Origin of the sequence: Clostridium magnum DSM 2767, from assembly GCF_001623875.1 — a bacterium.
GTDB lineage: Bacteria > Bacillota > Clostridia > Clostridiales > Clostridiaceae > Clostridium_AM > Clostridium_AM magnum.
This window is the reverse complement of the sequence record NZ_LWAE01000012.1, coordinates 1-13,240: the sequence shown is the minus strand read 5'-3', so window position 1 is coordinate 13,240 and position 13,240 is coordinate 1. Positions and strand designations below refer to the sequence as shown.

General features: G+C 33.4%; 12 protein-coding genes and 2 rRNA genes. 3 read left to right on the top strand and 11 right to left on the bottom strand.

What is annotated here, in order from left to right:
- Positions 1 to 233: 233 nt before the first annotated feature.
- The 7 genes from CLMAG_RS26930 to CLMAG_RS26900 form a co-directional block, all read right to left on the bottom strand.
- The gene (locus CLMAG_RS26930) at positions 234 to 863 is read right to left on the bottom strand and encodes an HAD family hydrolase (RefSeq protein WP_066630158.1); all 630 of its coding nucleotides are present in this window, start codon (positions 861 to 863) and stop codon (positions 234 to 236) included.
- Positions 864 to 913: 50 nt separating this feature from the next.
- Entirely contained in the window at positions 914 to 3,661 is a 2,748-nt protein-coding gene (locus CLMAG_RS26925; protein WP_066630156.1) for a sigma 54-interacting transcriptional regulator, read from the bottom strand.
- Between the two features lie 152 nt (positions 3,662 to 3,813).
- Positions 3,814 to 4,782 carry an SIS domain-containing protein gene (locus CLMAG_RS26920; protein WP_066630154.1) on the bottom strand — a complete coding sequence of 323 codons (969 nt, stop codon included), beginning with the start codon at positions 4,780 to 4,782 and terminating at the stop codon, positions 3,814 to 3,816.
- 106 nt (positions 4,783 to 4,888) lie between these two features.
- Complete coding sequence (locus CLMAG_RS26915; RefSeq protein ID WP_066630153.1) at positions 4,889 to 5,713, bottom strand: PTS system mannose/fructose/sorbose family transporter subunit IID; 825 nt, start codon at positions 5,711 to 5,713, stop codon at positions 4,889 to 4,891.
- Positions 5,714 to 5,732: 19 nt separating this feature from the next.
- Complete coding sequence (locus tag CLMAG_RS26910; protein WP_066630152.1) at positions 5,733 to 6,491, bottom strand: PTS mannose/fructose/sorbose/N-acetylgalactosamine transporter subunit IIC; 759 nt, start codon at positions 6,489 to 6,491, stop codon at positions 5,733 to 5,735.
- A gap of 14 nt (positions 6,492 to 6,505) precedes the next feature.
- Positions 6,506 to 6,976 carry a PTS sugar transporter subunit IIB gene (locus tag CLMAG_RS26905; RefSeq protein WP_066630151.1) on the bottom strand — a complete coding sequence of 157 codons (471 nt, stop codon included), beginning with the start codon at positions 6,974 to 6,976 and terminating at the stop codon, positions 6,506 to 6,508.
- Positions 6,973 to 7,395, bottom strand: a complete 423-nt coding sequence (locus tag CLMAG_RS26900) for a PTS sugar transporter subunit IIA (RefSeq protein ID WP_066630146.1) — start codon at positions 7,393 to 7,395, stop codon at positions 6,973 to 6,975. The genes CLMAG_RS26905 and CLMAG_RS26900 overlap by 4 nt, the downstream gene beginning before the upstream one ends.
- 360 nt (positions 7,396 to 7,755) lie before the next feature.
- Between CLMAG_RS26900 and CLMAG_RS26895 the strand changes: the two genes are divergently transcribed.
- Complete coding sequence (locus CLMAG_RS26895; protein WP_066630144.1) at positions 7,756 to 9,036, top strand: methyl-accepting chemotaxis protein; 1,281 nt, start codon at positions 7,756 to 7,758, stop codon at positions 9,034 to 9,036.
- Positions 9,037 to 9,177: 141 nt separating this feature from the next.
- Here CLMAG_RS26895 and CLMAG_RS26890 read toward each other — a convergent pair whose 3' ends face one another.
- Both CLMAG_RS26890 and CLMAG_RS34520 read right to left on the bottom strand, forming a co-directional pair.
- Entirely contained in the window at positions 9,178 to 10,146 is a 969-nt protein-coding gene (locus CLMAG_RS26890) for a DUF2087 domain-containing protein (protein ID WP_066630142.1), read from the bottom strand.
- 152 nt (positions 10,147 to 10,298) lie between these two features.
- Positions 10,299 to 10,424: a hypothetical protein gene (locus tag CLMAG_RS34520; RefSeq protein WP_278331813.1), complete on the bottom strand. Its 126-nt coding sequence runs from the start codon at positions 10,422 to 10,424 to the stop codon at positions 10,299 to 10,301.
- Between the two features lie 206 nt (positions 10,425 to 10,630).
- On the opposite strand from CLMAG_RS34520, the gene CLMAG_RS26885 reads away from it, so the two are divergent.
- On the top strand, positions 10,631 to 11,515 hold the full coding sequence (locus CLMAG_RS26885; protein WP_066630140.1) for a hypothetical protein: 885 nt from the start codon (positions 10,631 to 10,633) through the stop codon (positions 11,513 to 11,515).
- Entirely contained in the window at positions 11,454 to 11,717 is a 264-nt protein-coding gene (locus CLMAG_RS26880) for a hypothetical protein (RefSeq protein WP_066630139.1), read from the top strand. Before CLMAG_RS26885 ends, CLMAG_RS26880 begins: the two co-directional genes overlap by 62 nt.
- A gap of 280 nt (positions 11,718 to 11,997) precedes the next feature.
- Here CLMAG_RS26880 and rrf read toward each other — a convergent pair.
- Positions 11,998 to 12,114: ribosomal RNA gene (gene rrf / locus CLMAG_RS26875) — 5S ribosomal RNA — on the bottom strand.
- A 294-nt stretch (positions 12,115 to 12,408) separates the two neighbouring features.
- Positions 12,409 to 13,240: ribosomal RNA gene (locus CLMAG_RS26870) — 23S ribosomal RNA — on the bottom strand; the annotation flags it as partial.

Here is a 13,240-nt window from a genome sequence, read left to right as displayed (position 1 = left end):
CCCCAACTTTAGGATCATAAAAGTTCTTTACCATTTCTTTAACCTCACTTTATATCTGGCATATAAGTAGCCTGTTTGGCATAAGCATTAGCTAACAATATAGCATTAAACATTTTATTTTACAAATGTATTTTAAGAAAAAACAAAAAATTATTACCTGCCATAGTAATTAAACTATAACAGGCATAACTTTTAAATTAGCACCTAGCAATTCAGTCTTAAGTTTTATAATTCTAAACTTGTTCAAGTAGCTCAGTTAAATCACTGATTTGGTAGTCTGCTTCTGATTGATCAATATAATAATCTCTTGGTACTAAAGCTCCGACTGTTAATCCTGCCGACTTCGCTGCACGGATCCCTAATATCGAATCTTCCACCGCTAGTGCTTCTGCTGCTAATGAACCTAACACTTTTACAGCTTTAATGTAGATTTCTGGATCTGGTTTGCTTTTTCTGCACTCTTCTCCACTGATCACAAAATCAACATACTTATTTAGCTCACATTCTTCTAACATTCTTAAAATTTCACTTTTTTCTGATGATGAAGCAATCGCTATTTTCATATTTTTATCTTTCAGTTTGCTAAATACTTCTTTTACTGAAGGATTTAATACTTCTGGAAAGTAAACTGCATGTTCTCTACAATAATTAGCATATCCTTCTCTTAGGGTATTTCGTCTTTCTTCATCCTTAGGCACTAGTATTTCCCAGATCATTTCATTAGTTAGTCCTATAAAATCTTGAATTTTTCTTGTGGTTGGCTCTATTTTTAACTCATCAAAATATTTCATTCTTCTATTAAAATAAAAATGCTCAGTATTCACTAAGACTCCATCCATGTCAAAAACTACAGCTTTTTTCAAACTGCCACCTCCTTCTCTAATACTCTTATATGGTTCAAGTTTTCTTTTCACTAATCACTAAATACAATATCAAAAATTAGTCGAAGTTCTAAATCTGATATTTTTATAGTGTATTCTTTTTCAATTTCACTAAATGCATACCCAATAATTTCTATCTTTCTCTTTTCTCTCTGTACAAATTCTTCTATATCCTCCTGCATGTCCGCATCTTCTTTTCTTAAAATTCTCTCTACCATGCAAGAACAATGAAGATAGAGAAGAAAACGCTTGTTATTAGATAGCTTAATTCCTAACTTTTCCTCCACCTTATCAACTGCATCCTGCACAAAATTAAGTACTTTATTCACATCTAAAATTGTAAGCTTCTCAATTATTTTCTTTATGGAAAAATTAAATATTAAATCCTTCTTCAATTGTTCTTCATCAATCTTAAAATTAGATTTTAAAATATTAATAAATGCTTCAACATCTTCTCCACCAATCAAATGGTCTAAGCCTATATATGGAACACTCTCTATTTTAGGATCTACAGTTCCTATAATAGCTACTACATCATATATCTGAAAAGGCAGTTCTTTTTGTTTATTCTGCTGCAGTTTATGATAGTCATAAGGTGTAATGGCAAGGGAGGAATCTTCTTGTTTTAAACTCTTCTGTAATATATCCTGAATTTGAATGGCGCTTCCCATACCTGTATAGCAGCAGGTTAAAATACACTTTTTCTTCTTTTCAACTGGGTAAACTAATTGTTTGTTGATTTTCACATTCTTTATTATCTCTTCATTAATTTCGATTATATTTTTATGCTGTAAAAGCATACTTCCAATTTCTAAAACTAATGGTGTAGATACAAAATCTATTAACAATAAAGGCCCTTTAATTTTCTTCTCTAACCGTATTCTTAGATCAAAGAGTGAACCCATGTCCACTAATAAAATCAACCCGTTTTCTGTGCTATTATTGTCAATAAAATCTAATACTTTACCTTCTATGTAATCAATAGTGGTATCAATTGGCATATCAATAGCTTGGAAAAAATTTTTCTTCAACATTCTGTTTGCTACATTTGCCATGCTGCTTGCTGTAGAATAGCCGTGGGCTAGAACAATACTTTTAATTTCATTTTTTACACCCTGTATATTCATACTATTTAAATAAAATGAAATGAAAATTAGGTCTTCATCAAGAACTTGAGAATCCAACCGCTCACTTAAATGTGCTAACATACGTTTAGCAAGCCATAATACATTTCCCATATGGTTTTGAATAAATGCAGTAAGTCTTGGCCTGATACTATACCACTCTGGATGATTAATTAAAATTTCCTGTTCTTCTTTAAAATAAAGCAAATGTGCTATTGAAAGAATTTTATTCCCATCCTGCTCAAGGCCAAAATTCTCCTCCATATATTTAAAAGTAGATTTTATATTAAATGTTAATACAGAAAAAAATGATTGGTTATTATTAACTTCTACATTAAACATTAGTTCATCAACTAAAAGATTTACATTATTCATCATCTCATTAATATAGTGTTCAAATGTAACCGTCCCAGCCTCAACCTGCTTAAATCCATCAACAAATTGAAAATAGGTTTTTTTAATGTTTTTCTGCTCACTGTTATTAATATCCAATAACTCCGGATGCATATAATCATATACTCTGTCCTGATATCTGTTTGATATCTGATGGTATAGATTTTCCTTTAGCTGTTCTTCACTTCCAACAGGCAAATCAGTAATACGGACCTTAATAACTTTCTGATCTTTCATTTTAGTATAACTGCTTCCACAACTATACTTAACAATGTTTTTGATTTTCCCCACATTACCTTCATAATTGCTAAAAAGCAAAAATGACATCACCTGTTTTGTAACCTGAATAGTACGCTGTAAAATTTCACTTTCCTTTAAAAAGAAGCTATCAATTAAGTGAATTCTCTCCTGTTGGGGCCTTTCTGCAAAACTAGGAATATTCACAATAACCGGAAGTCTACGGATAAATGTGGGTAAAAAAGCAGACTGAATAGATTCTGTAGTGGCAAAAATTAGTCGTACCTTTGCCTCTTTTTTAATACTGTTATCACCAATAGGAGAATATTCTCGTGAATCCATAAAGGTAAAAAGTTTTTCCTGTCCTTCTTCTGTTAACCTGTGAACTTCGTCAAGAAATAAAACACCGCCATCAGCACTTTCAAGAAGTCCTATTTTATCTCTATCTGCTCCTGTAAAAGCTCCTTTTGTGTAACCAAACAACAAACTTGATAGAAGCTCTGGGTTATGATAGTATTGGGCACAATTCAAGGAAATAAACTTAGCCTTTGGATCTATTAGTTTTTCCCCGAAACAATAGTCATAAATACATTTTGCTAAATAGGTTTTTCCTGAACCACTTGAACCAAGGAGCATTATTGGGAGGCCATTTTCAGGGTAAAGGACAGCTGTTTTTATTTGTTCAATTTGTTCCTTTAAGCTTCCCTTTGAACCAATTACCTTGCTCCATGTGTCTACTTTTTTTATTTTAGAACCTTCCTGCCATAATTCATCAAAAGTATCATATTCATTATGCATTGGAGTAAAATGTACATTAGAAAAGGTTTCTTTATCTAAAAAGATTACTGGATATTCTTTAATTTTTATAATCGTACCCCGTTTGCATTCTTTATTAAGGTAACTGCTTACTGTGCTGCGACTCAATTCAACAATTTCAGCAATTGAATTAGCTGAAAACTGCTTTAAATTTTCTTTATTAAATTCTTTGGTGATTTCTTTTAAATACCTAGATATATCTATCCCCATCTTGAATGCACCTCCTTCTTTAGTAAAAGACAAACCCTATTTTACAACATACCTTTAGAATAATAAAGCAAAGAAATCGAAAGCTATTCGATTTCTTTGTCTGTGTTAACTTTTGTGCCAGTAATAAATTTAATATGTAATAAATTTTTATTTTAATATTCTAGTTTCCACATATATCTTCTCTTAGTTAACGGATGTTTACGTGCATAAGATAGTTCTTCAGCATATACACGGAATACTGCTGTAAGTAACATTGGATTAAAATAATCAACAACTGCCTTTGGAACTGCTGATGATAATCCGTAATCTAAAGCATCTACAACTGTTGTTTTTGTATCAAAACGTTGTAAGAAAGTTAGTGCACGGGAATCAATTGGACGAGTGCTTCCTTCATTCATTAATAAGATAAACGGTACATCTTTATCTACTATTTCAAATGGTCCATGGAAGAACTCTCCTGAATGGAAACTTCCCGAATTAATCCACTGCATTTCCATCATTAAGCAGATTGAAGTAGAATAAGCAACTTCATTTGTTGCACCACTGCTCATAACATAGATTACTGGATCATTTTTATAAGCTTCAGCAAATTTCTTAGCATCTTCTATTGCTGATTCTGCTGCTCTTTGTGATAAATCATAAATTTTACTGAAAGCAATCTGCATGTCCTCATAATGTGCATAACCTTCATACTGCTCTAAAATTTCTACTGCAAGTTCAAGTGCATAACCCATTTTTTCTAGTTTTGCACCATAGTTTTCAGCAAAACGATGACAGATGACATAGCTAGCATCCTTTGTAAGAGCAGAGTTAGCTGCATTTGTTAATGAAATTACATGAGCGCCTCTTTCCTTAGCTTTAGCATTAGCTTTTACTGTTTCAGGAGTACTGCCCCCTAAGGAAGCTGAAATAACTATGGCAGTTTCATCTAATGAAGCTGGTGTCTTATAGTTAAACTCATTCGCAGTATAGTGACTGATACGTAAGTTCTTTGCATTACTATCTAAAAAGAATTTTGCTGGATATAATTCTGCTTTTGAAGCACCACAGCCTACAAATATAACACTCTTAATTTCTTCTTGTTTTCCTTTGATTTCTTTAATAATTTGTTTTGGATTCATTATAAATCCCTCCTATTTTTGTTTTTTACTTTGGTTTTTTGTATTTATTTTTAAATTTTTATATTTTTATCTTTATTTTTTATTCTTTTGAGGAGTATTTTTTATTTTATTTGAATATACCTAATACACTCAACAGTATTCCGCCTAGGATACAAATAGTAAGCATCCATCCTGTTGATACTTTCTTTTTTAGTAACCAGTACATAGTAAAGGTTGCACCCAGGGGAATAGCTTGTGGAACTATTCCATTTAATATATCCTGTAGAACAAACTTTCCACTAAATTGAATTGGAGTAGTAATTCCAATCATACTTGCCATCATGGACCCAATAACCATAAGTCCTACAATAGAACAAATGTACATTACCTTATCCATAAGTCCTTCATTATAAAGTTTTGTCAAATACTTATTACCCATTGAATAACCAATTTTCCCACCGTAGTAAGTAACAAGGAAAGATGGAATTAGAGAAATAAGTATTGCTAATATTGGTCCTAAAATGCTGCCTTTCTGTGCTAGGTTAATACCTAATCCAAAAGCTAATATACGTATAGTTCCCTGAAAGAAGGAGTCACCGATTCCAGACAATGGTCCCATTAATGAAGTTTTCATAGCATTAATTGATTCTGGATTAAAGTTTTCTCTATCTTCATAATATTGTTCTTCCATTGAAGCGCTCAATCCTAAAACAAAAGAACTAGTTTGAGGTGTGCAGTTATAAAAGTTCATATGACGTTTATAAGCTTCCTTTTTCAATTCCGCATCTTTAGGATCTTTATAAATTTTATCTAGAATAGGAGCAATTCCATATAAAAAGCCCATATTCATCTGTCTTTCATAGTTCCATGAAGCCTGAATAGCCCAAGAACGCCAAAAGAACTGCATATATTTCCACTTATTTGGATCCTTTTGTTTTTGTGTACTTTGCATTTTTATACCTCCCATCAATCTAAATATCTAATTCATCAACTGTTTTCTCATTTTTGAATTTAAATTCAGCTAAAACAAATGCGATAATACAAGCAAAGATAGCAACACCAGTTACACTTAAATTTGAATATGCTGTAACAAAGAATCCTGCAAATAAGAATGGTAACATGTTTAGTGATAACATTGTATTAAGCAATAACGCAAATCCATAAGCTGTTAGAATCTTACTTGATAAATTTAGACCATTTGTTACCCACGATGGAATAACTTCTACAATACTTTTTACTAAATCTGTTCCAAAATAGATTGCTAAAAATATTGGAATAAAATACATTAGTGAGTACATAAGCGTTGCCCATACAATATGAATATTACATGCTCTTTTGTATTCTCCCTTTTCAATTAAGGAATCAGCTTTATGAGTTAGATTGGCAATTATAGTTCTTACTAAAACCCCTAGCATTTGTCCCAGTACTGCTATTGGAATTGCAATAGTTAGGGCTGCCTGTGAGTCTGCATTTGATAAAATTGCAAAAGCTGTAGCAATAATAGAGGCCATATTCATATCTGGTGGCTGAGCCGCCCCTATATTCACTAATCCTAAAGAAATTAACTCAAGGGCAGCTCCAACCATTAGTCCTTTTTGTATATCACCTAAAGCAAGTCCTACTAATGTGCTAACTATTAATGGTCTTTCTAAATTTAATCTACCTAAAAGCCTGGAATCTAAGATACAAATAACACCAATAAAACCTAATAATATTGACTTAATTAACATTTTGTATCCCCCTTTTATATTTTAGATGTTAAGTCTTCCCTCTTAGAAGTAGGAACCTGCTGCATATATAAGTGGATTCCCATTTCTTTTAACTTTTTACTATCTTCCAATTCTTGTTCATTCAAGAAAATAGCATTGCTGTACTGCTTTGAATTTGCCTTATTAGCAATTCCACCGTAATTAATTTCAGTAATCTTAGGGTATCCTTGGCAAAATTCTAATGCTCCTTTAGTTCCGCTAAAAACAATCATGATATTATCTTTTAATTGTTCTACTTTAGGCATCTTTTCCAAAACATCTTTTACTGAAAATATGTTTAGGGTTACCCCAACAGGTTTTGATAAATTTAATGATACTTTTTTCATTTCATCTTTGGCAGTTTCATCATCTACAACGATAATTCTTGAAACACCTAAGGTCTTTGTCCATGAGAAGACAACTTGTCCATGTAATAAACGATGATCAATTCTTAATAACTTAATCATAGATCTCCCTCCTGCATATTTTTACATTCATTAAGCAACTTATTACAGTAAACTATACTCTGCTGGCTGTCTTTGATAATCTGCTGTAGTTCATTTTCAGAAACTTCATCTGTTTGAGTAGCCAGTGAAATAACTACAGGTAAGTTCATACCTGAAAGAACATGTATTTTAGGATATTCTTTAATTAAAGACATCATTTCCGTGTTAACGCTTCCGCCAAGAATATCTGTGAGAATGAAGATATCTCCCTTGTCATACTTTTCCTTTATTATTTCTTCTACAGCATCTCTAACATTCACATCTTCATCTCTATAGGATGAAAAAGCTTCAACCATGGATACGTCTCCTATAATCATATTCAGGGTATCTTTCATCCCCTTTGCTAGGTAGCCATGACTAGCTAAAATAATTTGTGTCATTAGATTAACCTCCTTTCTCTCTATGCCATTATTACTAGCAATAATCATGCCAAAAGATAGTTAATGTAGAAAAATAAGATAACATCAACCATTGTGACGTACATTGATGATTAAAATCAACAGTTAAAAAAAGAAAATTCAGAGTGTTGAGTAAAGTGTTGAAAAAATAGCCTATTGACTGCTATATCTGCCAATAGGTTATTCTTTCTCAAACTCCTGTAAGTATAGCTAGAAAATTTTCACTTGCCATTTGGGTTTGAAATAGTGTAAAGTGGTCATAGATGGAACATGATATTTTAATATCACTAAAACTTTTTCATTCTATAAAAAAATAGTTAATCAAGGTAGGTGGGTCATATTATGAATAGAATTAAAAATATCTCCATTCGTACTCGTATTATGCTTTTAGTTTTTTTTGCAATGTTTATTTCAAATGTATCTATAATACTTACTGTGTCCTATAACCTTTATCACAATCCTTTCCACATAATAACCGGACAAGTTGTTACTAAAGCCATAGTATTTTTTATAGTCTTTGAAGCACTTGCAGCTTCATTCTCTGAATTTCTTCTTGTAAAGCCATTAAAGAAGGGTATTCTGCTTGCGGATTCAATTGCAAACAATGATCTTTCTGTTAACATTGAAACTCTCCAACAGGGAGAAGCAGGTCAGATGATAGAATCTCTTCTAAAAGCAAAAGAAAATCTAAAGAATCTAATTTCAACAATACAAAAATCTTCTGGAAAAGTCACCCTATCTTCTGAAGATTTGAATAATATAATTATTGAAGCTAATACTCAGGTAAATGAAATCAATGAAGGAATTAAAAGACTTATATCTAATTCCTATCAAAATGCAGAAAATATAAAGCAAACTTCAATTGCACTATCTAGTATTACTGATAATTCTCAGAAAACTGCCGAACTTGCTTCAAGTATTGCGGAATATACAAAATTAGTAAAGGATTCCGCAGAAGGTGGTAAAAATTCTGTTGATTCTATAGTGGGAGCGATAAATGATCTTGCTTTGAACTCTAAAAACGTAAGTAGTGAAGTACTAGGCCTTGAAGATCAGAGTAATAAAATTACAGAAATTGTTAATATTATTTCTCAAATTTCAAGTCAGACAAATCTTTTAGCTTTAAATGCCGCTATTGAAGCCGCAAGAGCGGGAGAGGCAGGTAAGGGTTTTTCTGTAGTAGCCGAGGAAATAAGAAAGCTTGCTGAAGACACAAATAATTCCTTGCAGGATATTGGACACCTTATCAAAGATATGAATATGAAAACTGGAAATGTAGTATCTGCTGTTGCTGCAACAAAAGAAAAAGTTGAACTTGGTGTCGCTCAATCAAATGAAGTGAAGAACAGTATAAATAAAATTATTGATAGCATGGAAAGCACCTTTGCCATGCTTACGGATATAACTGATGGTGTTACCACTCAGGCAGCTTCTCTTGAAGAAATGACTGCAACCATAGATGACATAAACATGACTATTGAATCTGGACTTAATGTTTCAAATGATATTAAGGAAAAACTCAGCATACAGGAAAAACTCTTTAATAAGATTGATAAGACTTCTGATGAGTTAGTTGTTCTATCCGAAAATATGAACGAGCTTACAAATGTTTTTAAATTATAGAATAACTTTTGCAAATAAAGTGAAACTTGGATCAGATGGGGTTTTAACCCCATCTGATCCTTACTTGAAAATTCATTTTAAGGAACATGAATTTTAAGCCTTCCTTACATCTATCTTAGAACTGGTTTATATCATATATGTTTATTTATATAATTTTAAACTCTCTCCTTGGCTGTCAATCCACATCTCCAACAGTTCTTTTAATTCCTCTATTTTCTGCTTTTGTGTAGTACCTTCCTGATGTTTGAGCTTTTCCACCACTTCAAATGTAAATGCACCTTCTCCGTAGGTGTTCCAATCCTTTTGTAATCCTTTCACCTTAAATGTTCCTGTATTTAATCTAAATTTTATTCCTTCAAAAGGTTTATATAAATTATTACATGTATCTACAAAGGAATATCCAGTAACTGTATTATGTAATTTAATTATCCCCATCTCTACCTCTTGCTGCTTATATCTGTTAATAAGTTCTTTTCTATTTATTTTGTCCACGGTATTCTCCTCATAATTCTTATAATATTTGCTCCCATCTTTCGTTCTATTTAAATATCCATAATCAATCAAATAGCGGCGTATAGTTGCATCATCCTCGTAAATAGTTTTAATAAGTCTTTTTACCTCACTCTCTGTATATTCTTTATTTGGTTCAAATAGAGCAGCGAACCTAGGTAATAATGCTTTTCTTTTCCCTTCTCTAACAGGAAAAACTCGAAGTTTAGGTGGTGTTAACGTTGGAATTTTTTCTTCAGTTAATTCTATAACTGCAAGAAAAGCTCTTGCCTGCCTTGCTCTTTCCCTTAAAGCAAATCTCATGTTTCTTACTGTAGATTCTGTACAAGCAAGCTTCTGGGCAATTTCTTTATCACTATATCGGTTTGACATCATTGTTAAAAGCTCTTTCTGAATTTCGGTTAATCCAGTATACTTCTTATCTAGCAAAAGTAGCCTTTCAATTGGATTTCCATGCTTTATTATATGCGTATTTATATCAGTGTCGCTTTCACCAATTTTTTCACCACATATTAAACAAACAAACTGAGCTTCTTTAATACTCCAATTATATCCTCTTTTAAAATCTTCAATAGTTGCATTACGAATTAGTTCTTCCACATTTACCCCTCCTGTCTACCAAATTCATAGACATATTAACATTATCACTTGCTACTGTCAATAAAAAATTCCGTTATAGAAAGTATAAAAATATAAATAATAAGTTATATTTTGTCTTAATGAACAACAAAAGCAAAATTTCATTATTTAATTTAAATATATAAATAGTTATCCTTCACACGTTTAAAGTTTTTATCACCATAATTGTATCCAAGTATCGGCTGCCCATCTATAGCAATCCCTATTACAACTCCTAATAAAAGTTCTTTTATTATCAATCTTTCTTGGTATTAACAATTCTATTTCATCATAATATCGCAGTGTTTTTATTGGAATATTGCATATTTTAGATACTTATCCTATCCGATAAAATTCTTTAATTTCGTCCATTTTATGGTGGAATAAAAAAACTTATGCATAAAGCAAATAATCCTTATTCAGCATATTATGATTAGAAATAATGTAGTTCATTGGAGGAAATCATATGATAGAAATGGAAACACAACAATATATACCTAGCTCTATAAGTGTTGATGATTTTTTTAAGCTGCTAAATCAAGAGCAGATTAAATATATTATATTAAGATGGTTTGATAAATTTCCAAAAATTAAAAAAGGAGAAGCTATTGATTTACTTGTCCATGATGATGATTTAGTTAACATTAGTAAGCATGTTTCTCCCCATTGTGAAGATAATTCTATTACATGTAATATTTATAGTATTAGTGGTATTACTGGAACCAATTACAACGGACTCCCTTATTATCCTATTCACTGTGCTCAAGAAATGCTTGATAAAAGAATTCTTTTGCATAATAAATATTTTGTACCAAATCCCAAACATTATCTGCTAAGCATGGCCTATCATGTTGTTTATCATGAAGCAGAAAATTCAGGTTTGTCTCGAGGTATCAGAGAAGAAGTTAATGAATTAGCCCACAATAATAAATATAGAAAAACACTTCGCACTCTGTCTAATCGGTGCGGCATAAAGATAAAATTCACCTGGGTTGATTTACAAAAGTTTTTGGATGAGAATAACTGGACTCCAGAATTATCAGAACTAAAAAAGCTTTCTGAAAAGAGCAACTGGTTGAAAGATTTATATTATTTAAAGCTCCATGACCAGCAAAATACAGGTGAAATTATGGCATTTATCGTTAGAGAATGGGCCTATGAAAACAACTTAACCGATTGGATAATCAAGTGGTTACAGACTCACGGTCTACACATATTAAATATTTATGAACTTGATAAAGATCATAAAGAAGAGGCAACACGTACTTTACGAGGAGGCAATTGGGGAAATGAAAAATGGGAAAAAAATGAAGGAAGCGGAAAAACCAGCTGTTTTAATTATAGCTTATGATTTCTATCCAGTTCCATTAGACAAGAGGTATAAAAAGTATTATCCATATGTGTCAAACAGAAATTTCCTTTTGAAAATAAATCTGCGAAATGAACTGAATAGGAATCAGCCTCGAAAAGAAATAAGAAGTATCATCCACTCAAGTGATAATACCTTAGATGCTTTAGAATTCATTAATACTTATACCCAGAGAACTTCCTGAATTTTAAACAAATTACCTTAGGCAAAGAAATATAAAAAATCAAAATGAAAGAATACTTGATCTTCTTTCTATTTTCTTACCCACTTAGTTGCCAACTAAATGACAATGAGATAATATCAGAAAAACCCACGACTTTCCTATCGTGGGTTCATTAAATTTACACCCCTGTGGTGTTTGCGAAGGCTTGCCTGAGCTTGCTATTAACATTTTGATATGTTATTTAATTATTTACATAATAAAAAAACACTAGGTATCAAAACCTAATGTCTTTCTGTTACTTACCTGGCGACGACTTACTCTCCCACACAGTCTCCCGTGCAGTACCATCAGCACTGTAAAGCTTAACCTTCGTGTTCGGAATGGGAACGGGTGTTACCTTTACGTCATAATCACCAGATGCCATGATTCTTAAAATCTATGATTTTCTAGAAGTATGGTACTCCTCAGCTCTGCTGAGTGAGTTTCCTTATAAAATTGCTATAAACTTCGCATCTCTGCGTCAAATCAATCGCTGCGGTACTCATTTACACTAGTAAACTCTGTTCCTCGCTCAGTCGCTTCCTTGTACTGCTCGCTTCTATCAATTTTTATTTTAAAGGATACCGGGTAATTCTTAACGCTAACTATCGTTAGCTAAATTACCCGGCAAATGTCATTTAGACCTTTGCCCTCAAAATTGCACAGTGAAAATTAGGTCAAGCCCTCGACCTATTAGTATTAGTCAGCTGAACATGTTACCATGCTTACACCTCTAACCTATCAACCTTGTGTTCTTCAAGGGGTCTTACTAGCTTATGCTATGGGAAATCTTATCTTGAGGTGGGCTTCACGCTTAGATGCTTTCAGCGTTTATCCCGTCCTGACATAGCTACCCAGCTGTGCTCCTGGCGGAACAACTGGTGCACCAGAGGTCAGTCCATCCCGGTCCTCTCGTACTAAGGACAGCTCCTCTCAAATTTCCTACGCCCGCGACGGATAGGGACCGAACTGTCTCACGACGTTCTGAACCCAGCTCGCGTGCCGCTTTAATGGGCGAACAGCCCAACCCTTGGGACCTACTTCAGCCCAGGATGCGACGAGCCGACATCGAGGTGCCAAACCTCCCGTCGATGTGGACTCTTGGGGAGATCAGCCTGTTATCCCCGAGGTAGCTTTTATCCGTTGAGCGATGGCCCTCCCACGAGGAACCACCGGATCACTAAGCCGACTTTCGTCCCTGCTCCACTTGTTTGTGTCGCAGTCAGGCTCCCTTCTGCCTTTGCACTCTTCGAACGATTTCCAACCGTTCTGAGGGAACCTTTGGGCGCCTCCGTTACTTTTTTGGAGCGACCGCCCCAGTCAAACTGCCCACCGAGCTGTGTCCCGTGACCAGTTTCATGGCCGCCGGTTAGAATCCCAGTACTGTCAGGGTGGTATCCCAAGGTTGACTCCACAAAGGCTGACGCCCTTGCATCGACGTCTCCCACCTATCCTGTACAGACAATACCGAAATTCAATGCTAAGCTACAGTAAAGCTCTACGGG

Bases quoted from the DNA above. Each gene is read 5' to 3' on its own strand.
- CLMAG_RS26905 (WP_066630151.1), bottom strand. From the start codon at position 6,976: ATGATTAAGTTATTAAGAATTGATCATCGTTTATTACATGGACAAGTT.
- CLMAG_RS26900 (WP_066630146.1), bottom strand. From the start codon at position 7,395: ATGACACAAATTATTTTAGCTAGTCATGGCTACCTAGCAAAGGGGATG.
- CLMAG_RS26885 (WP_066630140.1), top strand. From the start codon at position 10,631: ATGATAGAAATGGAAACACAACAATATATACCTAGCTCTATAAGTGTT.
- CLMAG_RS26920 (WP_066630154.1), bottom strand. From the start codon at position 4,782: ATGAATCCAAAACAAATTATTAAAGAAATCAAAGGAAAACAAGAAGAA.
- CLMAG_RS26880 (WP_066630139.1), top strand. From the start codon at position 11,454: ATGAAAAATGGGAAAAAAATGAAGGAAGCGGAAAAACCAGCTGTTTTA.
- CLMAG_RS26895 (WP_066630144.1), top strand. From the start codon at position 7,756: ATGAATAGAATTAAAAATATCTCCATTCGTACTCGTATTATGCTTTTA.
- CLMAG_RS26910 (WP_066630152.1), bottom strand. From the start codon at position 6,491: ATGTTAATTAAGTCAATATTATTAGGTTTTATTGGTGTTATTTGTATC.
- CLMAG_RS26915 (WP_066630153.1), bottom strand. From the start codon at position 5,713: ATGCAAAGTACACAAAAACAAAAGGATCCAAATAAGTGGAAATATATG.
- CLMAG_RS26925 (WP_066630156.1), bottom strand. From the start codon at position 3,661: ATGGGGATAGATATATCTAGGTATTTAAAAGAAATCACCAAAGAATTT.